The organism is Micromonospora sp. URMC 103 (assembly GCF_051386435.1).
GTDB lineage: Bacteria > Actinomycetota > Actinomycetes > Mycobacteriales > Micromonosporaceae > Micromonospora.
The window spans coordinates 1,410,316-1,432,351 of the sequence record NZ_JBPQTR010000005.1 but is presented as its reverse complement, the minus strand read 5'-3'; the positions used below and the strand labels follow the sequence as shown (position 1 = coordinate 1,432,351).

The following is a 22,036-nucleotide window of genomic DNA, read 5'->3' as shown; positions in this document are numbered from 1 at the left end:
TGGCGCGGCCGTTCGGTTCGGTCTGGACGCGAGTGGAAGGAGCTGCCGGTGACCCGTGAGGCGTACGCCTTCTGGCTCGACTCGCCCGGTCGGGGCGCGATCCGTCCGGTGCGGGTGGCCGACCCCGGCGCCGACGAGGTGCGCGTCCGCACCTGCTACACGGGGGTGAGCCGCGGTACGGAGACGCTGGTCTTCGGTGGCCGAGTGCCGCCCGACCAGTACGCCGCGATGCGCGCGCCCTTCCAGGAGGGCGACTTCCCGGCGCCCGTGAAGTACGGCTACCTCAACGTGGGCGTGGTCGAGGAGGGCCCGGAGGACCTGCTCGGTCGAAGCGTCTTCTGCCTGTACCCCCACCAGACCGAGTACGTGGTGCCGGCGTCTGCCGTGGTCCCGGTGCCCGACGGGGTGCCGCCCGCGCGGGCGGTGCTGGCCGGCACCGTGGAAACCGCCGTGAACGCGCTGTGGGACGCCGCCCCGCTGGTCGGGGACCGGGTCACCGTGGTGGGCGCCGGCATGGTCGGCTGCTGCGTGGCGGCCCTGCTCGCCCGCTTCCCCGGCGTGCACGTCCAACTCGTGGACACCGACCCGGGCCGGGCCGGCATCGCGGGGGCGCTCGGGGTCGAGTTCGCGGCGCCCGACGACGCGGCCGGCGGCCGGGATCTCGTGGTGCACGCCAGCGCCACCGCCGGAGGCCTGCAACGCTCGCTGGAGCTGCTCGTGCCCGAGGGCACGGTCGTGGAGCTGAGCTGGTACGGCGACCGCCCCGTGGAGCTGTCGCTGGGCGGGTCGTTCCACAGTGGCCGGCTGACCATCCGCGGCAGCCAGGTGGGGATGGTCGCGCCGGCACGGCGGGGGAGCCGCACGTACGCCGACCGGCTGGCGCTCGCCCTGGACCTGCTCGACGACCCCGCATTCGACGCGCTCATCACCGGTGAGTCCCGCTTCGCGGAACTGCCCGACGTCATGAGCCGCCTCACCTCGGGCGATCTGCCCGCCCTCTGCCACCTCATCACCTACGACGGGGAGTGATCCGTGTTCAGTGTGACCGTCCGTGACCACATGATGATCGCCCACAGCTTCCGCGGGGACGTCTTCGGGCCCGCGCAGCGCCTGCACGGCGCGACGTTCGTCGTGGACGCGACGTTCCGCCGCGCCGAGCTGGACGACGACGGCATCGTCGTGGACATCGGCCTGGCCACCGAGCAACTCAAGGACGTCCTGGGCGCGCTCACCTACCGCAACCTGGACGACGAGCCCGCGTTCGCCGGCGTCAACACGACCACCGAGGTGCTCGCCCGTACCGTCGCCGACCGGCTCGTCGAGCGGGTGCACGCCGGCAGCCTCGGCGAGGGCGCCCGTGGTCTCGCGGGCGTCACCGTCACCCTGCACGAGTCGCACGTGGCCTGGGCCAGCTACGAACGGGCGCTGTGAGTTGTCGCGCCGCCTCCGCGCCGGAGGTCGGAAAGGCCGTCGGCGTCGGCGAGGTGCACGTGGTGCTGCCAAACGACATCGACGACCCGGCCTCGCCGAGCGGCGGCAACCACTACGACCGGCGGGTCTGCCGTGGGCTGGCCGAGCTGGGCTGGACGGTGCACGAGCACGCCGTTGCCGGTGACTGGCCCCGGCCCGACCGGGCCGCCCGCGCCGGCCTCGCCGGGGTTCTCGCGGCGCTGCCCGACGGCGCGCTCGTGCTGCTCGACGGGCTGGTCGCCTCGGCGACGCCGGAGGTGCTGGCGCCGCAGGCCGGCCGGCTGCGGCTGGTCGTCCTCGTGCACATGCCGCTCGGCGACGACGCGGAGGCCCGGGCGTTGGCGGCGGCGCGGGCGGTGGTGGCCACGAGCGCCTGGACGCGGGCACGGCTGCTCGACCGGTACGCCCTGCCGCCCGGCCGGGTGCACGTGGCCGCACCGGGGGTGGATCCGGCGTCCCCGGCGGCGGGCACCGGCACGGGAGGAGAGCTGCTCTGCGTCGCCGCGGTTACACCCACGAAGGGGCACGACGTGCTGGCCCGGGCGTTGACGCTGGTCGCGGACCTGCCGTGGACGTGCGTCTGCGTCGGTGCGCTCACCCGGGAGCCCGAGTTCGTGGCCGAGCTGCGGGCGCGACTGGCCGCCGCGGGGCTCGCCGAGCGGGTCCGGCTGGTCGGGCCGTGGACGGGCGCCGAGCTGGCGGCCGCGTACGCCGGGGCCGACCTGCTGGTGCTCCCGTCGCGCGCCGAGACGTACGGCATGGTGGTCGTCGAGGCCCTGGCGCGTGCCGTGCCGGTGCTCGGCACGGCGGTGGGCGGTCTGCCGGAGGCGCTGGGCCGGGCGCCCGACGGTGCGACGCCGGGGCTGCTCGTGCCGCCGGAGGATCCGGAGGCGCTGGCCGCGGCCCTGCGGCGCTGGCTGGGGGACGCCGACCTGCGCGACGAGCTGCGGCGCGCGGCCGCGGGGCGGCGCGGGACGCTCACCGGCTGGTCCGACACGGCGGCGCGGGTCGCCGCGGCGCTCGCGGGGGCGGCGGCGTGAGCACCGGGGTCCTGTTGCCGTTCGCGGCGTGGCTCGGCCTCCGGGAGGCGGCCGACGCGGCGGCCCGCGCCGCCGACCTCGTCGACGCGGTCCGCGACCGGCTGCCGGCCGCCGGACCCCTGACGATCCACGACCTGGGCAGCGGCACGGGATCGATGCTCCGCTGGCTGGCCCCGCGGTTGCCGGGCCCGCAGCACTGGGTCCTGTACGACCGCGACCCGGAGCTGCTGGCCCACGCCGCCGTCGACGCGGTCCGCGCGGCCGACGGCGCGCCGGTCACCGTGGCCACCCGCCGCGCCGACCTCACCCGGCTCACGGCCGCCGACCTCGCGGTCGCCGACCTGGTGACCGCCTCCGCGCTGCTGGACATGTTCACCGCCGACGAGGTCGAGCGGGTCGTGGCCACCTGCGCCGGCGCGGGACGCCCCACCCTGTTCATGATCTCGGTGACCGGCGGCGTCCGGCTCACCCCCGCCGACCCGTGGGACGCGGAGTTCGCGGCCGCGTTCAACGACCACCAGCGCCGCGCCGTCGACGGCCGGCGCCTGCTCGGCCCGGACGCGGTCGACGCCACGGCGGCGGCGTTCGCCCGGCACGGCGTGCCCGTCCAGGCGCGGCCCAGCCCGTGGCTGCTCGGCCCCGAGCAGGCCGAGCTGACGGCCGAGTGGCTGCGTGGCTGGCTGGGCGCGGCCTGCGAGCAGCGGCCGGACCTGGCCGTCCGGGCGGCCGGATACGTGCGCCGCCGGCTGGCCGAGGCCGCCGCCGGCCGGCTCGCCGTCGTCGTGGAGCACCGGGACCTGCTCGCCGGATGAACCGTTCGGGCCCGCCGCCCGTGCCTTAGAGAGAGAACGATCTTTCGATGGGAGGCCGGCGCGGATGGTCTGGGCATGGGCGCGCGCGCTCGGCGGCCTCGGGCTGCTCGGCGCGCTGCTGTGGCAGGTGGGCGGCGGGCCCTTTCTGGCCGGGCTGGCCCTGATCGACGGCCCGGCGCTCGGCGCGGCCCTCGCGATCGGCGCGCTGACCACGGTCTGCGGGGCCTGGCGGTGGAGTCTGGTCGCCGACGGGCTCGGGGTGCGGCTGCCGTTGCGTACGGCGGTGGCGCACTGCTACCGCGCGGTGTTCCTCAACGCGACGCTGCCCGGCGGGGTGCTCGGCGACGTGCACCGGGCGGTCCGACACGGGCGGGACGCCGGCGACGTGGGCCAGGGCGTCCGGGCGGTGGTGTGGGAGCGTACGGCCGGCCAGGTCGTGCAGGCCGGCCTCGCGCTCGTGGTCCTCGCGGCCTTCCCCTCGCCGGTGCGCGCCTACCTGCCGGCGGCGGCCGCGCTGCTGGCGGCCGGCGGCCTCGTCGTGGTGCTGCTCGCCCGCGTGGTGCCGCACGCCGGGCCGTCCCGCTGGGCGCGGGCCCTGCGGGCGGCCGTCACCGACGTCCGGGCCGGACTGCTGGCCGGGCGGACCTGGCTGGGCGTGCTGCTCGCGTCCGCGGTGATGGTCGGCGGCCACCTCGCGACGTTCCTGCTCGCGGCCCGGGTCGCGGGCGCCACCGCGCCGCTGTCGCGGCTTCTGCCGCTGACCCTGCTCGCCCTGCTGGCCATGGGCCTGCCGCTCAACGTCGCCGGTTTCGGCCCTCGCGAGGGCGTGGCCGCGTGGGCGTTCGGCGCCGCCGGCCTCACCGCGGCGCAGGGCGTGGCGACCGCGACGGTGTACGGCGCGCTCGTGCTCGTGGCGAGTCTGCCCGGCGCCGCCGTCCTGCTCGGTCGGCGGATCCGCGCTCCGCTAGGGCGGCGGGAAACACCCGTGCGTGGTTGAGTGTTCACACGGTGCCGGTACGCGCGGTCGGGTGGGGCCGCGCCGGACGAAGGAGACACATGCCAGACGCACTCCCTGTCGCCACGGTACGCACCCAGGTCACCGTGCCACTGCGGTTCCCCGACGGGTACGCCACGACCGCCCGTCTCTTCACCTTCAAGGGGCTGGTCGACGACCGGGAGCACCTGGCGTTCGGCCTCGGAGACTGGGCGGGGGCGCTCGACCGGTACGCCGCCGGCGGCCCCGCGCCGCTGGTGCGCCCGCACAGCGAGTGCCTGACCGGGGACGTGTTCGGCAGTCAGCGCTGCGACTGCGGTCCGCAGCTGCGGGAGGCGGTGGAGCGGATCGCCGGGGCCGGCGGGTTCCTGCTCTACCTGCGCCAGGAGGGCCGGGGCATCGGCCTGTACGCGAAGCTCGACGCGTACGCCCTCCAGGACGCCGGGCTCGACACCTACGAGGCGAACGTGGCGCTGGGCCACGGCGAGGACGAGCGCGACTACAGCGCCGCCGCACAGATGCTGGCCACCCTCGGCGTACCGGCCATCACCCTGCTGAGCAGCAACCCGGAGAAGGCGATCCAGCTCGACCGGCTGGGCGTGACGGTGACCGAGCGGGTGCCGACCGGGCTGTACCTGTCCCCGGCCAACGCCGACTACCTGGCGGCCAAGGCCAGCCGGGCGGCCCGTACCCCCGACCTTCCCGCCCTCCGGTGACGCCGCGGCCGGCGCGGCCGTACGTGCTGCTGAGCTGCGCCACCTCGATCGACGGCTACATCGACGACGCCACCGAGCAGCGGCTGCTGCTCTCCAACGACGACGACCTCGACCGGGTCGACGCCGTCCGGGCGAGCTGCGACGCGATCCTCGTCGGCGCGGGCACCGTACGCCGGGACGACCCGCGGCTGCTGGTCCGCTCGCCGCGCCGGCGCGACGAGCGGGTGGCGCGCGGTCTGCCGGCCTCGCCCGTCAAGGTGACCGTCACCGCCCGGGGCGACCTCGACCCGGCGGCCCGGTTCTTCACGGCGGGGGACGCGCAGCGGGTCGTGTACTGCGCGTCCGGCGTGCTGGAGAAGACCCGGGAGCGGGTCGGCCGGCTGGCCGACGTGGTGGACGCGGGCGAGCCGGTGGAGCTGGGGCACGTGCTCGCCGACCTGGCGACGCGCGGCGTAGGCCGGCTCATGGTGGAGGGTGGCGGGACGGTGCACGCGCAGTTCCTCGCGGCCGGCCTCGCCGACGAGCTGCACCTGGTGGTCGCGCCGTTCTTCGTGGGCGACTGCCGGGCGCCGCGGTTCGTGACCGACGGGCGGTACCCGTGGCACCCGGGCCGGCGGGCCACCGTGGCCGAGGTCCGCCAGATCGGTGACGTGGTGCTGGTCCGGTACGCCCTCTCCGACCGCTGCGCGTCCTGAGGGGGCCGCCACCGGCGTTGACGTCGCGCAGCGGATCTGACGTTCCGTCAGCATCACGAAGGGTGACGCGGGCGCGGGCCCGCCGTGCTCGCCGCGGACGCTTTGCTCTGCACCCTTATAGGCACCAGGTGGCCTGGCCTGCGAAGCCGCGCCGAGGGCGGGACCGCGGGCCACCACCGAGCGTGACTGGTGCATCGGTGGGTGCAGAGCAAAGCGTCGGAGGCGTGGGGCGGAGCCGGCTGCGGAAGTCACCCTCCGTGGCCGGGGCCGCGGCGGTCCGGCCGGTCTCGCGAACCGGCCGCCGCGCAGGTCGGGGAACAGTAGCGTGATGACGGGGACCCGCCTCTGACGCCATGATCCAGTTCCAGGGAGGCCGCGTGGGCATCGCCGACATCGACATGAAGCTCGAGGTGGTCGTCATTCCCGTCTCCGACGTCGACCGGGCGAAGGAGTTCTACGGGCACCTCGGATGGCGGCTCGACAAGACACCGCCCGGCATCGTCCAGTACACGCCGCACGGCTCCGGCTGCTCGGTGCAGTTCGGGCCGAACCTCACGACGGCCGCGCCCGGGTCGGCCAAGGAGTACCTCATCGTGTCCGACATCGAGGCCGCGCGGAACGCGCTGGTGGCCGCGGGTGTCGAGATCAGCGAGATCTTCCACACCGCACCGAACGGCACGGTCAGCGGCATGGACCCGGAACGCCGCAGCTACTTCTCGCGCGCCTCGTTCCAGGACCCGGACGGCAACATCTGGCTGCTGCAGGAGGTCACGACCCGGCTGCCCGGCCGCCTCGAGCCCGGCGAGACGTCGTTCAGCTCGGTGAGCGACCTGGCGAGCGCGCTCCGGCGCGCGGAGGCCGCCCACGGCGAGCACGAGAAGCGCACCGGCAAGCCGGACGAGGACTGGCCCGGGTGGTACGCGCAGTACATGGTGAACGAGCAGAGCGGCGAAGAGCTGCCCACGTGAGCGGCCGGTAGAACGCCTGCGCGATGTCGCACGCTCAGCGCAGCAGCACCGGTCCCGCGTCGATGGGCGTCCGGAACAGGGCGTACGGCTTGCGCCGCCGGTCCTGCCCGCCCTGGTACTGCGGCTGCCGGTGCAGCTGGTTGGCGGTGACGTAGAGGTGCCGGTCGACGGCGACCGACATGGTGTCGGGCCAGAGCAGCCGCGGGTCGTGCACCAGCGTCTCGAACTGCTTGTCCGGCAGGCGCCGGAAGACCGCGTTGTGCTCGTACGACGTGAAGTAGAGCCGCCCCGCGTCGTCGCTCTCCAGCCCGTCGGAGCCGGTGCCCTTGTCGCCCTCGTCGATCACCGCGTCGGTCATCTCCTCGTCCGGCAGCGAGGCGTCCGCGAGCGCGTCGGTGGAGACGCTGAACAGGCGGCGGGACACGAGCGGGCAGTAGTACAGCCGCGTCCCGTCGGCGCTGATGGCGATGCCGTCCGAGCCCATCGTGAGCTGCTTCGGCGGCCCGTCCGCCGGCCGTTCCAGCAGCGGCCGGCCCTCGACCATCAGCCGGTACCCGTGCAGGGACTGCGCCTTGGTGCTCGGGTGGTCGTGCAGCCGCCGCCAGGAACGGCCGGTGGCCAGGTCCACCACGATGATGCCGTTCGGGCCCGACGAGGCCGAGTCCGTGATGTACGCGAGCCCGCCCGGCCCGCGCCGCAGGTCGAAGCGGACATCGTTGAGGTACGTGCTGGGCAGCGCCACGTCGGCAGGGAACGTGATGACCTGCGCGACGCTGTTCGTGTCCAGGTCGATCCGCACCAGCTTCGGCCCGCCGGGCCTGGTGGGCTGGAACATGGGGCTGCCGGTGTCCAGCGCCCAGAGCCGGTCGGCCGGGTCGACCACCACGGACTGCACGGACACGAACGCCTGCCTGTCGTCGTTGGCCTGGGGCGAGTTCCAGCGTTCGTCGGGGAAGGGCACCTCCTTCCCGTCGCGCAGCTCGACCACCGTGGCCGGGGGGTTGTCGCCCCACTGGGGGAAGTTCACGAAGATCCGCCCGCGGTGCGAGACGGTGACCCCGGTCGGCATGGGGCCGGTGAACGTGTGCACCAGCTCCAGCTCGCCGACCGGCTCGTCGCCCACCGGCCCGTTCACGCGACGCCTCCGGTGCGCCGGTCCGTGTCGCGGGTCGTGGCCGGGTTCAGGCTTGCCATGGACGTACCCCCTCGGTGGTGGCGCGCGCCGGTCCCGCGAGGGACCGCCCCCGTGCTTCCCGTCGAGGCGCGCCTGAAACCGGGCCGTCGCAGCAGGGTGTCCCTCGACGTCCGGCACCGGCGCGGTCACCGCGGCGGGTTCCGCCGCCCGGCCCGGCTGCGCCACCGGGCCCACCGGATCGCCCACCACCCCAGGCTGACCAGGAACAGCGCCCCGCTGAGCGCCAGCCAGCGGGCCAGGAACGGGACCCGTTCCTCGGCCGTCGCGGCCCGGTAGGTGTCCGCGCCCCATCCGAACAGGCCGGGCAGGAACACCAGGAACAGCAGCCCGGCGGCGAGCGCCGGCGCCCGCAGGTGGTTGAGCAGGGCGAGCCGTACGCCGTCCGGTGCCGGCCGGTGCGGGGCGCCGCGCGACGGGTCACCGGTCGGCCGGCGGCCCACGCCGAGCGCGCCGCGCAGCGCGCGGTCGACCGACGCGTACACCGGGAAGAGCACCAGATCGTGGAAGACCACCGCGCCGACGAACCAGAGCAGCGTGTGCCACGCCGCCACCTCGCCGGACAGGCGCAGCGCCACCCAGCCGGTGACCGCGAAGCAGAGCAGCAGGACGACCACGTGCCGGGGGCCCGCGCCGTACGTGGCCCGCAGGCGCGCGATCGGGTCAGCCATCGCCGCGGAAGTCGATGCTGGCCACCCACTTGGTGCAGTGCACACCGGGCAGCGCCGGGACGATGATCCGGGCGGGGAAGCCGTGGTCGGCGCTCAGGTCCGCCCCGTTGACCCGCAGCGCCAACAGCGAGTCCGGGTCGAGCACCTGATTGGACTGGAGGGTGGCCTGCCGGAACAGCCCCGCGCGTTCGAGCGATGCGACGTGCGCCGACGCCGGCTCCGGCACCCCGGCGAGAGCGGCCAGCTCGCGCAGGCGTACGCCGGTCCAGGTCTGCACGGTCGACCAGCCCTCGACGCAGGAGATCGGCAGGCGGGCGGTGTGCTGGGCCATCGCGAGCAGCGCGGCGCGGTCGAGGGTCGTGGTGCGCCCCGCTCCCCGAAGCGTCAGTCGCCACCCGGGGCCGGTGTCGGCGGTCCGGATGCCCGCCGCCGCGGCGCTCCGGTTGACCTGGAAGCCGTTCGGGTCGCCGCCCGGGTCCTGCCCACGCGGCCACAGCCAGGCCGTGCGGCGCAGCGGACCGTCCACGCTCTGCCCGACGGTCAGCGCGGCCAGCAGCAGGGAACCGCCGCCGACCAGCGCGATCGCGCCGCGCCGGCTCACGGTGGGCACGGCGGGCCGGGCCGGCACGAGGCGGTCCGGGTCGGCGGGCTCGGGCCGGGTGGCGGCGCGGGGCGTACGCAGCTCGGCGCGTACGGAGCGGGAGCGTAGCGCGGTCACCATCCGGGGGAGCTTCAGCGTCACGTGTGCGACGAGCGCCGCCGTGAACACCCAGGCGCCGAAGTAGTGCGCCGTGTAGAAGTCGAACCCGAACACGTACGCGTACTGGATGTCGAGCAGGCCGGTGGCGATCTGGAAGAGGATCCCCCCGACGAGCAGGAGCAGGGTGAGCCGTTCGAGCACCTGGGCCACCGAGCGGGCCGGCGGCCAGTCGAACAGCTTCGGGATCACCGACCAGAGCTTGGCCAGCACCACCGGGATGATCACGATCCCGAGGCCCACGTGCAGGCCCTGCGTGAGCCGGAACAGCCAGGCCGGCCGCGTCGGCCAGTCGAAGTACGGCAGCCGCAGCCAGCCCACGTCGGTGGGGAAGGCCTGCCCGAAGCGGGGGGCGTACGCGGCGTAGTCCAGCAGCCCGGTGACGATGACCAGTGGCAGCGTGGCGAGCAGCACCGCCCCGAACACCGACGTGAGCCACGGCCCGCGCAGCGGGCTGCGCCACCCCCGGGTCATGGCGTCGGTGCCGGGTGGCCGGCGTCGGTCGAGGGCCCGCCACAGCCGCCGGGGCGCGCCGTAGCCGTCCGCCGGGTCGTCCCGCTCCTCGACCGGGGGCCCGGGATCGCTCCGCGGCACCGTGCCTCCTCCGCTGCTCGGCTGGCCGACCCTCCCCGGTCATGGTGGCCGACCGCCGTGCCCCGATGGCCCGCTTTACGGCAACCCACCCGCACCCACCCCGCTGATCATGAGGTCTGCGGCGGGCGGGTCGGGGGACCCGGACGGGGGGTGTTCTGTTGCCGACTTCTTAACGGAGGTGCCGTACCGGCCCGTCCGGTCGGGGGACGGCCTACGGTCACCGGTCATGCGGGTACTGGTCACCGGCGCGGCCGGGTTCATCGGATCGCAGGTCGCCGACCTGCTCGCCGACGAGGGGCACGAGGTGGTGGCGCTGGACGCGCTGCTGCCGCAGGCGCACGGCGCGCCGCCGGTGGAGGCCGACCGGCACGACCTGGTACGCGGGGACGTCCGCGACGGCCGGCTACTGGACCGGCTCCTGCCCGGGGTCGACGCGGTCTGCCACCAGGCGGCCATGGTCGGGCACGGCCTCGACCCGTCCGACGCCCCGGAGTACGCGAGCCACAACGACCTGGGCACCGCCGTCCTGCTCGCCGCCATGCACCGGGCCGGCGTGACCCGCCTCGTGCTGGCCAGCTCGATGGTGGTCTACGGCGAGGGGCGGTACGTCTGCCCCGACCACGCGTCGGTGCGCCCGTCGCCCCGCCGGCCCGAGGACCTGGCGGCGGGCCGGTACGACCCCACCTGCCCCCACTGCCGGCAGCCGCTCGCGTCGGTGCTCGTGCCCGAGGACGCGCCGCTCGAGCCGAGGAGCACGTACGCGGCCACGAAACTCGCCCAGGAGCACCTCGCGGCGGCGTGGGCCCGGCAGACCGGCGGCGGTGTGTGGGCGCTGCGGTACCACAACGTCTACGGCCCACGCATGCCCCGCGACACCCCGTACGCCGGGGTCGCCTCGATCTTCCGCTCGGCCCTCGCCGCCGGGCGGCCGCCCCGGGTGCTGGAGGACGGTCGGCAACGCCGCGACTTCGTGCACGTCACCGACGTGGCCCGGGCGAACCTGCTCGCCCTCACGGCGTCGCCGCCGGTCGCGGCGCTGCTGCCGGTGAACGTCTGCTCGGGCGAGCCGCACACCGTGGGCGAACTGGCGCGGGCGCTGGCCGACGCCATGGGCGGGCCGGAGCCGGTGGTGGTCGGCGGCGCCCGGGCGGCCGACGTCCGGCACGTGGTGGCCGACCCCCGTCGCGCCGCCGAGCTGCTCGGCTACACGGCCCGGGTGCGCTTCGCCGAGGGCGTGGCGAGCTTCGCCACCGACCCGCTGCGCGAGCCGGCCGCGCTCCCGGCCTGACCGCCCGGCCCGCAGCCGTCGCGCTCCCGCCGGACCGGGGCGGCCGGACCGCCCGCCACGGGGCGACCGCCGGACGGTGCTCAGGAGACGGTCCACAGCAGGTGGTTGACGGCCAGGGCGGTGGCCCCCTGCCCGGCCAGCCACCACCGGCTGCTGCCCGCCGGCAGCCGCGCGGCGGCCACCAGCAGCCAGACGGCGAACGGCAGCCAGATCCGCTCCACCTCGGCCTTGCTCAGGCCGGACAGGTCCGCGCCCGCGACCGCGACGGCCGCGGCGAGCGGCAGCAGGACGGTGGGACCTGTGCCGCGTACCGCCGTGGTGAGCCCGGCCCGCCGCCAGCCGGTGCGCGTCGCGGCGGCCGACGCCGCGACGGCGCCGCGCAGCGCCGGCCCGAGCACCGGGCCGGCGCACAGCAGCAGCGCCGCCAGGTTGGCCCAGACCCAGTAGGCGTACGGGCGCTCGGCGCCCCACCCCTGGTAGTAGCGCTCGACGACGAGCCGGTAGCCCTCCCACCACGGAAAGCCGGCCAGCGTGAACGCCGTCGCCACGGCGGCGAGCCCGGCCCCCGCGGCGACCAGCGCGCGTAGCCGGCCCGCCGGGCGCAGCGCGAGCACCACGATCGCCAGCAGGCCGACCAGCACGAAGCCGTACGACAGGTAGAGCGTGAAGCCGAGCACCGCGCCGCCCAGCAGGGCGGTGCCCGGGCCGCGGGCCGCGAGCAGGGCCAGCCCCGCCGCCACCACACCCGCGAAGATGCCGTCGGCGGACGCGCCCACCCAGATCGCGCCCGGCAGCAGCGCCAGGAAGGGCACCACGGCCCGGGCCGCGTCCGGGGCGCCGAGCGCGCGCAGCGTGACCGGCACGGTGACCGTCACCGTGGCCCCCACCAGCACGCAGGCCAGCGCCGCGGCGGTGCCGCCGCCGAGGCCCACCCGGTCCAGCCAGACGAAGAGCAGCAGCGCGCCGGGCGGGTGCCCGGCCGTGTGGGTGGACCAGGACTCCGGCTGGAAGTCGAGGATCCGGGCGGAGAAACCCGCCAGCGTCGCCGGGATGTCGGTGACGGCCGGCACCTCGTGCAGGTACTCCGCCTGCCCGGTGAGCCGCCGGGTGAGCCCCGCCGACCAGCCGTCCACGAGGGCCAGTGACAGCGTCCAGGCGACCGCCGCGAGCCAGCCGGCGGCCAGCACGACGCCCCACCGGGCGGCGCGGGCGACGCGCGGCCCCCACCACGCCACCGCCACGGCGACGAGCAACGCGACCGGGGTGCCCCAGCCGACGTGCGGGCGCCAGGTGGCGTAGAGCGGCGCGGCGTCCGCGTACAGCCCGGCGTCGCGCGCGTTGAGCAGGAGCCCGACGAGGACCGCGGCGGTGAGCAGGGCGGCCTCGACGGCGAGCACCACGAGGTCGGCCCGGCGCGGGCGGGCCGGGGCCCGTTCCGGTGCGGTGGCGAGTGCGGGTGCGGAGGCCATGACCCCCGGACGGTACGGCGGCGGGGCGGCGCGTGGCGGCCGAACCGCCGACCCGTCACCGTCCGGTGCGAATCGCCCGTGCGGCGGGCCTCCGGTACGCACGTTCCGGCCACGGACGTCCTGGTAGCGCCCTAGCGTCGGCCGTATGCCGACCCGGACCCACCGCGACCCCGCCATCGACGTGGTGCTGCCCTGCCTGGACGAGGCCGCCGCGCTGCCGGGCGTGCTGGCCGCCCTGCCGCCCGGTTACCGGGCCGTCGTGGTCGACAACGGCTCGCGCGACGGCTCCCCGGAGATCGCCGCCCGGCTCGGCGCCCGGGTCGTCCACGAGCCGCGCCGCGGGTACGGCGCCGCCGTGCACACCGGGCTCGAGGCCGCCGACACCGAGCTGGTGTGTGTGCTCGACGCCGACGGATCGTTCGACCCCGGCGAGCTGCCCGCCCTCGTGGCCCCGGTGGCGGACGGCTCGGCGGACCTCGCGGTCGGGCGTCGCCGTCCGGTGGGCGCGGGCGTCTGGCCGTGGCACGCCCGCGCCGGCACGGCCCTGGTCGCGGCGCTGCTGCGCCGCCGTGGCGTGCCGCTGCGCGACCTCAGCCCGATCCGGGTGGCCCGCCGCGAGGGGCTGCTCGCCCTCGGCGTCACCGACCGGGCCTTCGGCTATCCCCTCGAACTGATGATCCGGGCGGCCGCCGCCGGCTGGCGGATCCGCGAACTCGACGTCCGGTACGCGCCGCGAGCCGCCGGAACCCGGTCGAAGGTCTCCGGGTCGGTCCGCGGCACGCTGCGGGCCACCCGCGACTTCGCCGGGGTGCTGCGCACGGTGGGCGCGGACCGGTGACCGTCCTGCTGGTGGTGGCGAAGGCGCCCCTGCCGGGCGCCGTGAAGACCCGCCTCTGCCCGCCGGCGAGCCCCCTCCAGGCCGCCCGGATCGCCGCCGCCGCGCTGCGGGACACCATCGACGCCGTCCGGGCCACCCCCAGGGTGGTCCCCGTGCTCTCCTGCGCCGGCCGGCTGACCGACGCGGAGGACGCCGCCGGACTCGTCACCGCGCTGCACGGCTGGACGGTCCTGGCGCAGCGGGGGAGCGACCTCGGTGACCGCCTCGCCAACGCGTACGCCGAGGTGGCCGCCGCCTGGCCGGACCGGCCGGTGCTCCAGATCGGCATGGACACCCCCCACCTGACAGCGGCCACGCTGGACGCGGCGGCACGGCGCCTCACGGTCGAGGACGCGGTGCTGGGCGCGGCGGTCGACGGCGGCTGGTGGGCGCTGGGCCTGCGCGACCCGCGACACGCGGAACTGCTGCGTACGGTGCCGATGTCCACCCCCGCGACCGGCCGGCACACCTGGGCGGCCCTGGCCGACCGCGGCCTGCGTCGGGCGCTGCTGCCCCTGGTGCGCGACGTCGACGAGTGGCCGGACGCGCTCGCGGTGGCCGCCGAGGCGCCGGACGGCCGGTTCGCGGCCCAGGTGCGCGCGGTCCGCCGGGCGCTGGTCCCCGAGGGGCGCGGGTGACGGCCGACGGGTTCGCCGCCGCGTTGCGGGACCGGGCGGCCGGCGGGCACTGGCTGGTGCACGGCGACGGCGCGCGGCAGCGGCTGCCGGTGCGCCGCTGGCACGGCGCGCCCGAGCCGGCCACGGCCGTGGTGGTGGCCCGCTGCGCCGGCCCCACACTGGACCTCGGCTGCGGCCCGGGCCGGCTCACGTTGGCGCTCGCCCGCGCCGGGACGACCGCCGTGGGCGTCGACATCTGCGCGTACGCGGTGGCCGCCGCCCGCGCCCGCGGGGTCGTGGCGCTGCGCCGCGACCTGTTCGACCCGCTGCCCGGCGAGGGCCGGTGGGCGCACGCGGTCCTGCTCGACGGGAACATCGGGATCGGCGGCGACCCGGTCGCCCTGCTGGCCCGCTGCCGCGGCCTGCTCGACGCGGCCGGCACCGTCCTCGTCGAGCTGGAGCCGCCCGGGACCGGGCTGTGGCAGGGGCACGCCCGGGTCACCTCGCCGCCCCGCCCGGGTCGGGCGGCCCTCGGTCCGGTGTTCCGCTGGGCGCGGCTGGACATCCGGGCGGTCCACGGGGTCGCGGCCCGCGCGGGGCTCGCGGTGCGCGACCTGTTCCGCGCCCGCGGGCGCTGGTTCGGCGAGCTGGGCCCGTCCGGGCGCTAGGCTGGCCGCGTGGATCAAGAGGACCGCATCGCCCTGTTCCTCGACTACGAGAACCTCGCTCTGGGTTTCCGCGACCACCACGGCGGGCTGCCGTTCGACTTCCGGCCCGTCGCCGACGCCCTCGCCGAGCGCGGGCGCGTGGTGGTGCGCCGGGCCTACGCGGACTGGTCGTACTTCGACGAGGACCGGCGGATGCTCACCCGCAACCATGTCGAGCTCATCGAGATCCCCCAGCGGATGGGGGCGTCCCGCAAGAACGCCGCCGACATCAAGATGGCCGTGGACGCCGTGGAGCTGGCCTTCGAGCGGGACTACATCTCGACGTTCGTGATCTGCACGGGCGACAGCGACTTCACCCCGCTCGTCCACAAGCTCCGGGAACTCAACAAGCGTGTCGTCGGCGTGGGGGTGGAGAAGTCCACCTCGGCGCTGCTGCCGCCCGCCTGCGACGAGTTCCTCTTCTACGACCGTCTCGAGGGCGTCGACATCCCCCCGCCCCGGGCCCGCGCGAACCGCCCGGCCCGGCAGCCGGAGCCGCGGCAGGCGTTGCCGGAGCCCGAGCCGCAACCGGAGGCGGAGGAGCCCACCCGCGACGTCGACACCCTCGCCGCGTTCGTGGCGCAGACCGTGGCCGGTCTCCAGGGCAGCTCCGGCGGCGAAGTCACGGCGTCCCGGCTGAAGCGGACGCTGCTGCGCAAAGACCCCACCTTCAGCGAGTCCGACTACGGTTTCCGCACGTTCGGCGAACTCCTGCGGCACCTCGCCGAGACCACGGTGATCGAGCTGGCCGAGGGGCCCGCGAAGGGCGACCCCGAGGTGTCCCTGCCCGAGCACGGTGACCGGGAGGTCGCGTTCGGGCTGCTCCGGTCGGTGGTCGTCGACCTCGCCGGTGGTGACGGCGCCGTGGCGCTCTCCGGCCTCAAGGACCAGCTCCGCCGGGCCCGGCCGGACTTCAGCGAGAAGAAGCTCGGCTACCGCGGCTTCCTGCAGTTCTGCCGGGCGGCCGCCACGGCCGGCGCCGTCGACCTGCGGTGGAGCCCGGACGCCGAGGACTACCTGCTCACGCCCAAGGGCGCGTGACGGCGCGGCGCGCGGTGTCAGCGCCGGGGAGTCCCCGGTCGACCAGCTCGGTGGGGATGAGCAGGCTGCGGGGAGCGGACGGGTCGCCCGCGATCCGCCGGAACAGCAGCTCGGCGGCCGTACGCGCGAGCGCACGGGTGTCGTACGCGACCACGGTGAACGGGTACGGCAGCAGCCGGGCCAGGTCGAAGTCGTCGAACCCGAGCAGGGCGGCGTCGCTGCCCCGGCGGTGGAGCTCCTCGACGGCGCCCAGCGAGATGCGGTTGTTGAGGCTGAAGAAGGCGGTGGGCGGGTCGGGCTCGTCGAGCAGGTCGCCGACGACCCGGGCGGCGGTGGCCGGGTCCCGGATGCCGTGGCGGACCAGCCCGTCCTCGGCCGCCGCGCCGGCCGCGGCCAGGGCCTCCCGGGCGCCGGCCAGCCGCTCCCGCATGGTGTAGACGCTCGTCGAGTCGAGGAGGATGCCGACGCGGCGGTGCCCTGCCTCCACCAGTCTCCGGACGCCGGCGCGTGCTCCGCCCCGGTTGTCGAGCAGCACGGTGTCGGCGTGCAGCTCGCCGGCCGGCCGGTCGAGGAACACGGCCGGTGTGCCGAGCTCCACCTCGCTCTGCAGGAACGAGTGGTCCTCGCCGGCGGGGACGACGAGCAGCCCGTCCACCCGCCGGGCGCACAGGTCGCGCAGCAGCTGCTGCTCCCGCGCCGGGTCCTCCTCGGAGCTGGCGATGAGCAGCATCGTGTCGTGATCGGACGCGACCTCCGCCACCGCTCCGGCGATGGTGGCGTAGAACGGGTTGGCGATCTCCTCGATGAGCAGCCCGATGGTGGCGGTGGCCTGGCCGGACCGCAGGGAACGGGCGAGGTGGTTGCGGCGGAAACCCAGCTCGGCGACGGCGGCGAGGACCCGCTGTGCCAGCTCGGGCTGCACGTAGGGCGCGTTGTTGACGACCCGGGAGACGGTCTTCACGCTCACGCCGGCCCGCGCGGCCACATCCACCATGGTGGGTCGCCTCGTGCGGCTGGGCGTGCTGGTCACGCGGGGAACCCTACCGTCCCCGCGTGACAGGAAGATCACGACTGTGGCGGAGCCTTGACATCGCTTGTCGCCGATCGCGAGGATCTGACAACGTTGTCAGGCCCCTGGGAGGCATGATGTCCGACTCGTCGTCCCTGTCGCGGCGATCCTTCCTGTCCGCCGGAGCCACGCTGCTCGCCTCTTTCGGCGCCACGGCGCTCCTGCCGGACCTCGCGCACGCCGCGCCCGCCGCGACCGCCGCGACGCCTCCGGGAACCGACCTGGCCCGGTACCGGCCGGTCACGGTCTCGTCGACGGACTACGCGCCGACGCCGGCCTCGTTCGCCGTCGACGGGCTGCCGCAGGTAGGGGTACGCGGCAGCGGCTGGCGCGCCGCCCCCGGCGATCCGCAGTGGATCTGCGTCGACCTGCAGGCCCCGTGCCGCGTGGAGGCCGTGACGCTGGTCTTCGAGGCCACACTCGCCGACGGCCCGTTCGACGGCAACTACACGGACACCGACGGGAACGAGATCCTCTCCAGCGTCGCCGTCGCCTACCGGCTCGAGGTCTCCTCGGACGGGCAGACCTGGCGGACCGCGTACGAGACCACCGACGGCCAGGGCGGAGCCCAGGCGATCCGGCTGCCCGAGGCGGTCACCGCCCGATGGGTCCGGATGACCGCCACCGAGCGGTCGAACAGCAACCCCGTCGGCCTCAACGGCTTCCAGGTCTACGGCACCGCCGTCAGCCCGCAGCCGCGCGCCACGGGCTGGACGGACTGGGCGGGCGGCAACACCCACCCGGCGCCCGCCCTCACCGTCGCCGCCGACGGCACCGTGCCGCTGGAGTCCGGCTGGTCCCTCACCATGGACGACTTCGCCGGCACTACCGACGGCGTCGCGCTCTCCGCCGCCGGCGTCGACGTGCGGGACTGGCTGCCCGCGACCGTGCCGGGGACGGTTCTCGGCACCCTCGTCGAGCGCGGACACCTGCCCGATCCGGTCACCGGCCTCAACAACCTGCGCATCCCCGAGGCGCTGTCCCGCCACTCGTGGTGGTACCGCCGCGCGTTGCGGCTGCCGCGCGGGCTCGACGCGTCGCCCGGCCGGCGGATCTGGCTCGAGTTCGACGGCGTCAACCACGAGGCCACCGCCTGGGTCAACGGCGTGCAGGTCGGCAACGTGCGGCACCCGTTCGCCCGGGCGGCCTTCGACATCACCGCCGCGCTGGCCGGTCACACCGAGCACGCGGTGGCCGTCCGCGTCACCCCGATGCCGCACCCCGGCACCCCCGGCGACAAGGGCGTCGACGGTCGTACGTTTCTCCAGTCCGCCCACCACTACCTCGACGCGCCCACGTACCTCGCCGTGTCGGGGTGGGACTGGATGCCCGCCGTCCGCGACCGTGTCGCCGGGCTCTGGGACCACGTCCGGCTGCGCAGCACCGGCGTGGTGGTCCTCGGCGACCCGCACGTCACGACCACCCTGCCCGACCTGCCGGACACCGGCGCCGCCGAGGTCACCATCGCCGTGCCCGTGCGCAACGTGGCCGGCACGGCCACCACGGTGACCGTCCGCGCCGAGTTCGACGGGGTCCGCGTCGAGACGACGGTGACCGTGCCGGCCGGCGGCGACACCACGGTCACCTTCACGCCCGAGCGCTTCCGCGCGCTGCGCCTGCGCGCACCCCGACTGTGGTGGCCCAACGGGTACGGCGAGCCCCACCTGTACGACCTGACGCTCACCGCCACCGTGGGTCGCGAGGTCAGCGACCGGCGCGGCGTCCGGTTCGGCGTCCGGCAGTTCGGCTACGACTGGCACCAGCCGATCCAGATCTCGCCGCCCGGCACGCCGCCGCTGGAGTTCGTGGGCGGCGCCGCGACCCAGACGGTCACCTTCGCCCGGCAGCACGCCCGGCACGTCCGCATCCAGACCGGGCAGCGGGCGACCGGCTGGGGCGTCTCCATGTGGTCGCTGTCGGTGGCCGACGGCGACGGACCCGACCTGGCCCGGGGCCGCACCGCCACCGCCCTCTCGGCGGAGAACGACACCAACGTGGCCGGCAACGCCGTCGACGGCGACCCCACGACCCGCTGGGCCTCGGCGTACGAGGACGACCAGTGGATCCAGGTCGACCTCGGCGCGGCCGTCGACTTCGACCGGGTGACGATCGTCTGGGAGCAGGCGTACGCGCTCGACTACCGCGTGCAGGTCTCCCCGGACGGGGACGCCTGGACCGACGTCGCGTCGGTGAGCAACGAGACCCCGCTCGGCAACCGGGCCACCCAGGTCGAGACCTTCCCGGCGCAGACCGCCCAGCACGTCCGCATCCAGGCCGGCGCCCGGGCGACGTCGTGGGGCGTGTCGATGTGGACGCTGTCGGTGCAGCGGCAGGCCGAACCGGACGTCGACCTGGCCCTGCACGCCCTCGCCACCGCGTCGTCGGCCGACGGCGACGGGAACGGCCCCGAGCGCGCCGTCGACGGCAACCCGCGCACCCGTTGGGCGTCGGAGTTCCAGGACGACCAGTGGATCGCGGTCGACCTGGGGCGCCCGGTCACCTTCGACCAGGTCACGATCGTCTGGGAGCAGGCGTACGCCCGCGACTTCGTCATCCAGGTCTCCGACGACGGGCAGCGGTGGACCGACGTGAAGCCGGTCAGCAACGCGGTGACCCAGCTCAAGATCAGCGTCAACGGCGTGCCGGTGTTCGTCCGGGGCGGCAACTGGGGCTGGGACGAGCTGCTGCGCCGGGTGCTGCCCGACCGGCTCGCCGACACGGTCGAGATGCACCGCGACATGAACTTCACGATGATCCGCAACTGGCTCGGCAGCAGCAACCGCGAGGAGCTGTACCGGGCCTGCGACGAGCAGGGCATCCTGGTCTGGAACGACTTCTGGCAGGCCGGGCAGTTCCTGCCCAACCCGCCCGGCTACGTCGACATCGCCGCCGACACGATCCGGCGGTACCGCCACCACCCGAGCATCGTGGTCTGGTGCGGCGCCAACGAGGGCGACCCGCCGCCGATCGTGGACGCCGGGCTCAAGCAGGCGGTCGCCACCGAGCACCCGGAGATCCTCTACATCCCCAACTCCGCCGGCGGGATCGTGAGCGGGCACGGGCCGTACCACTGGGTCGACCCCGCGTCGTACAACGACCGGAACACGTACGACACGGGCGCGTTCGGCTTCCACACCGAGATCGGCATGCCGGTCGTGCCGGTCGTCGAGAGCATGCGCAACCTCGTCGGCGACGAGCCGGAGTGGCCGCCGAGCGTGGTGTGGAACCACCACGACTGGTCGAGCATCGGCAACCAGCACGTCGACACCTACCACGCCGCCATCGACGCGCGGCTCGGCGCGTCGGGCTCCCTGGAGGAGTTCGCCAGCCGGGCGCAGTTCGTCAACTACGAGAGCCACCGCGCGATGTTCGAGGCGTGGAACGCCAACCTGTGGGCCGACGCCACCGCCCTGCTGCTGTGGATGTCGCACCCGGCCTGGCACAGCACGGTCTGGCAGACGTACGACTACGACCTGGACGTGAACGGCGCCTACTTCGGCGCCCGCAAGGGCTGCGAGCCGCTGCACGTCCAGGCCGACCCCGGCACCTGGCAGGTCCGGGCGGTCAACCACACCACGGTCGCGGTCACCGGTGCCACCGTCACCGCCCGCCGCTACGACCTGCGCGGCCGGGCGCTCGGCGCCCCGCAGAGCGGGCGGGTGGACGTCGGGCCCTCGTCGACGGCCCCCGCGTTCGCGCTGCCCGCCCCGGACGGCGCCGGGCTGCACCTCGTCCGGCTCGAGCTGCGGGACCGCGGTGGCCGGCTGCTGTCGGAGAACACCTACTGGCGGTACGGGCGGGCCGAGGAGATGCGGGCACTCAACGACCTGCCGCGCACCACGCTGTCGACGACGACCACCGGCGTACGCACCGTCGGTGGCCGGTCGACGGTCACCACGACCGTGCGCAACTCCGGTGACGTGGTCGCGGCGCTGGTGCGGCTGGCCGTACGCGACGTGCACGGCGCGCGCGTGCTCCCGTCCCGGTACGACGACAACTACTTCTGGCTGCTGCCGGGGGAGACGCGCGAGGTGTCCGTCTCCTGGCCGGCGCGGCTGGACGTCCGGGGCCGCGTCCGGGTGTCCGCGACCGCGTACAACTCGGTCGGCGCGTAGCCGCCACCCGGAGATCCCGGCGCGGCCCGGCGCCGGGATCTCCGGGTGGCACGAGCGTCACCGGTCCTCGGTTCTTCTCGCTGCCGCGGGCCGGGACACGGCCGCGAGGGCCAGCCCGCCCAGCACGGCGGCGAGCAGACCGGTCACCGCGAGATTGACCGGCGTGGCGAGCCACCCCACCGTGGGGTCCTGCACGACGGCGACCCCTGCCGCGTGCGTGAACATCGGCACGACGGACACCGGGAGGACGTTCCGGTGGCCCGCGCACGACACGAGGGCGAACGTGCCCAGGTAGTACGCGAGGCCCAGCGCCGCGCCGAGCGCGACCCGCCGGAGCAGCACGCCGACGCCGACGCCGACGACGGCCCAGAGCGGGAAACCGAGGAGCCCGACCAGCACGGCGCGCCGGACCCCCGCGTGCACCTCGGCGGGCGGCAGCGCGTCCGGGTAGCGCTCGGGGTGGGCCAGGACCTCGGCCTCGAGCGCGGCCGTCGCGACGGGCTCGCCCCGCATGAGCACGGCGGTCACCGTGAGGGCGGTCGCGGCCAGCGCGAGCGAGATGAGCACGGCGGCGAGCATCCGCCCGGCCAGGACCGTACGCGGCGGCGCGGCCGGACCGGCGGCGTCGCCGTGCCGCCGGAACGCCCCGACCGCGAGCCCCGCACCGACCACCAGCGCCAGGAGCTGGCCGATCGAGTGCCCGGAGGTCCACCGCTGCCCGGCGAGCACCCCCACCTGCGCGAGGACCTGGTCGTCACCCTGCGCGTCGTAGTTGCCGAACAGCTCCGCGGCCTCGCGGTTCCACCCGAACGCCACGACGGTGCACGCCGCCAGCAGCGGCAGCGTCGACCACCAGCCCCACACGCCGAGTGCCCGCCGCAGCTCGGCCGTCACCGTTACCGTCACGCCGACCCCCCACCGACCGGTCCACCGTCCACCGTGGC

20 protein-coding genes are annotated in these 22,036 nt (G+C 75.6%); 14 read left to right on the top strand and 6 right to left on the bottom strand.

Going from position 1 to position 22,036, the window contains the following annotated elements; translation table 11 throughout:
- Window positions 1-48: 48 nt before the first annotated feature.
- The 8 genes from ACSNOA_RS19660 to ACSNOA_RS19625 all read left to right on the top strand — a co-directional run bounded on the left by ACSNOA_RS19660 (window position 49) and on the right by ACSNOA_RS19625 (window position 6,695).
- Window positions 49-1,029 carry a zinc-dependent alcohol dehydrogenase gene (locus ACSNOA_RS19660; RefSeq protein ID WP_436660303.1) on the top strand — a complete coding sequence of 327 codons (981 nt, stop codon included), beginning with the start codon at window positions 49-51 and terminating at the stop codon, window positions 1,027-1,029.
- A 3-nt stretch (window positions 1,030-1,032) separates the two neighbouring features.
- The gene (locus ACSNOA_RS19655; protein WP_436660301.1) at window positions 1,033-1,431 is read left to right on the top strand and encodes a 6-pyruvoyl trahydropterin synthase family protein; all 399 of its coding nucleotides are present in this window, start codon (window positions 1,033-1,035) and stop codon (window positions 1,429-1,431) included.
- Window positions 1,428-2,510, top strand: coding sequence for a glycosyltransferase family 4 protein (locus ACSNOA_RS19650; RefSeq protein WP_436660299.1), 1,083 nt, complete (start codon window positions 1,428-1,430; stop codon window positions 2,508-2,510). Before ACSNOA_RS19655 ends, ACSNOA_RS19650 begins: the two co-directional genes overlap by 4 nt.
- Complete coding sequence (locus ACSNOA_RS19645; protein ID WP_436660297.1) at window positions 2,507-3,322, top strand: class I SAM-dependent methyltransferase; 816 nt, start codon at window positions 2,507-2,509, stop codon at window positions 3,320-3,322. Before ACSNOA_RS19650 ends, ACSNOA_RS19645 begins: the two co-directional genes overlap by 4 nt.
- A 64-nt stretch (window positions 3,323-3,386) precedes the next feature.
- Window positions 3,387-4,319, top strand: coding sequence for a lysylphosphatidylglycerol synthase domain-containing protein (locus ACSNOA_RS19640; RefSeq protein ID WP_436660295.1), 933 nt, complete (start codon window positions 3,387-3,389; stop codon window positions 4,317-4,319).
- Between the two features lie 59 nt (window positions 4,320-4,378).
- Window positions 4,379-5,032, top strand: coding sequence for a GTP cyclohydrolase II (locus ACSNOA_RS19635; RefSeq protein ID WP_436660293.1), 654 nt, complete (start codon window positions 4,379-4,381; stop codon window positions 5,030-5,032).
- Window positions 5,029-5,727, top strand: coding sequence for a RibD family protein (locus ACSNOA_RS19630; protein ID WP_436660291.1), 699 nt, complete (start codon window positions 5,029-5,031; stop codon window positions 5,725-5,727). Before ACSNOA_RS19635 ends, ACSNOA_RS19630 begins: the two co-directional genes overlap by 4 nt.
- A 377-nt stretch (window positions 5,728-6,104) precedes the next feature.
- Window positions 6,105-6,695, top strand: coding sequence for a VOC family protein (locus ACSNOA_RS19625; RefSeq protein ID WP_436660289.1), 591 nt, complete (start codon window positions 6,105-6,107; stop codon window positions 6,693-6,695).
- A gap of 34 nt (window positions 6,696-6,729) precedes the next feature.
- Here the strand turns inward: ACSNOA_RS19625 and ACSNOA_RS19620 are convergent, their stop codons facing one another.
- The 3 genes from ACSNOA_RS19620 to ACSNOA_RS19610 all read right to left on the bottom strand — a co-directional run bounded on the left by ACSNOA_RS19620 (window position 6,730) and on the right by ACSNOA_RS19610 (window position 9,909).
- On the bottom strand, window positions 6,730-7,830 hold the full coding sequence (locus ACSNOA_RS19620; RefSeq protein ID WP_436660287.1) for an L-dopachrome tautomerase-related protein: 1,101 nt from the start codon (window positions 7,828-7,830) through the stop codon (window positions 6,730-6,732).
- A gap of 185 nt (window positions 7,831-8,015) precedes the next feature.
- Complete coding sequence (locus ACSNOA_RS19615; RefSeq protein WP_436660285.1) at window positions 8,016-8,558, bottom strand: hypothetical protein; 543 nt, start codon at window positions 8,556-8,558, stop codon at window positions 8,016-8,018.
- Window positions 8,551-9,909 carry a molybdopterin-dependent oxidoreductase gene (locus tag ACSNOA_RS19610; protein WP_436660283.1) on the bottom strand — a complete coding sequence of 453 codons (1,359 nt, stop codon included), beginning with the start codon at window positions 9,907-9,909 and terminating at the stop codon, window positions 8,551-8,553. The genes ACSNOA_RS19615 and ACSNOA_RS19610 overlap by 8 nt, the downstream gene beginning before the upstream one ends.
- A 226-nt stretch (window positions 9,910-10,135) precedes the next feature.
- On the opposite strand from ACSNOA_RS19610, the gene ACSNOA_RS19605 reads away from it, so the two are divergent.
- On the top strand, window positions 10,136-11,197 hold the full coding sequence (locus tag ACSNOA_RS19605) for an NAD-dependent epimerase/dehydratase family protein (RefSeq protein WP_436660281.1): 1,062 nt from the start codon (window positions 10,136-10,138) through the stop codon (window positions 11,195-11,197).
- A gap of 80 nt (window positions 11,198-11,277) precedes the next feature.
- On the opposite strand, the gene ACSNOA_RS19600 is transcribed toward ACSNOA_RS19605, so the two are convergent.
- The gene (locus ACSNOA_RS19600; protein ID WP_436660279.1) at window positions 11,278-12,666 is read right to left on the bottom strand and encodes a hypothetical protein; all 1,389 of its coding nucleotides are present in this window, start codon (window positions 12,664-12,666) and stop codon (window positions 11,278-11,280) included.
- 145 nt (window positions 12,667-12,811) lie between these two features.
- Between ACSNOA_RS19600 and ACSNOA_RS19595 the strand changes: the two genes are divergently transcribed.
- The 4 genes from ACSNOA_RS19595 to ACSNOA_RS19580 are packed head-to-tail and all read left to right on the top strand — an operon-like array spanning window position 12,812 to window position 15,908.
- Window positions 12,812-13,504, top strand: a complete 693-nt coding sequence (locus tag ACSNOA_RS19595; protein ID WP_436660277.1) for a glycosyltransferase family 2 protein — start codon at window positions 12,812-12,814, stop codon at window positions 13,502-13,504.
- Window positions 13,501-14,181: a TIGR04282 family arsenosugar biosynthesis glycosyltransferase gene (locus ACSNOA_RS19590; protein WP_436660275.1), complete on the top strand. Its 681-nt coding sequence runs from the start codon at window positions 13,501-13,503 to the stop codon at window positions 14,179-14,181. Before ACSNOA_RS19595 ends, ACSNOA_RS19590 begins: the two co-directional genes overlap by 4 nt.
- Window positions 14,178-14,828 (top strand): methyltransferase domain-containing protein, encoded by a 651-nt coding sequence (locus ACSNOA_RS19585; protein WP_436660273.1) that lies wholly within the window; start codon window positions 14,178-14,180, stop codon window positions 14,826-14,828. Before ACSNOA_RS19590 ends, ACSNOA_RS19585 begins: the two co-directional genes overlap by 4 nt.
- A gap of 9 nt (window positions 14,829-14,837) precedes the next feature.
- Window positions 14,838-15,908, top strand: coding sequence for an NYN domain-containing protein (locus ACSNOA_RS19580; RefSeq protein WP_436660271.1), 1,071 nt, complete (start codon window positions 14,838-14,840; stop codon window positions 15,906-15,908).
- Here ACSNOA_RS19580 and ACSNOA_RS19575 read toward each other — a convergent pair.
- Window positions 15,889-16,902 carry a LacI family DNA-binding transcriptional regulator gene (locus tag ACSNOA_RS19575; protein WP_436662379.1) on the bottom strand — a complete coding sequence of 338 codons (1,014 nt, stop codon included), beginning with the start codon at window positions 16,900-16,902 and terminating at the stop codon, window positions 15,889-15,891. The genes ACSNOA_RS19580 and ACSNOA_RS19575 overlap by 20 nt on opposite strands.
- Before the next feature lie 152 nt (window positions 16,903-17,054).
- Here ACSNOA_RS19575 and ACSNOA_RS19570 point away from each other — a divergent pair, with 152 nt between their 5' ends.
- Window positions 17,055-21,092, top strand: coding sequence for a discoidin domain-containing protein (locus tag ACSNOA_RS19570; protein WP_436660269.1), 4,038 nt, complete (start codon window positions 17,055-17,057; stop codon window positions 21,090-21,092).
- Between the two features lie 57 nt (window positions 21,093-21,149).
- Here the strand turns inward: ACSNOA_RS19570 and ACSNOA_RS19565 are convergent, their stop codons facing one another.
- On the bottom strand, window positions 21,150-21,998 hold the full coding sequence (locus ACSNOA_RS19565; protein ID WP_436660267.1) for a hypothetical protein: 849 nt from the start codon (window positions 21,996-21,998) through the stop codon (window positions 21,150-21,152).
- Window positions 21,999-22,036: the final 38 nt, after the last annotated feature.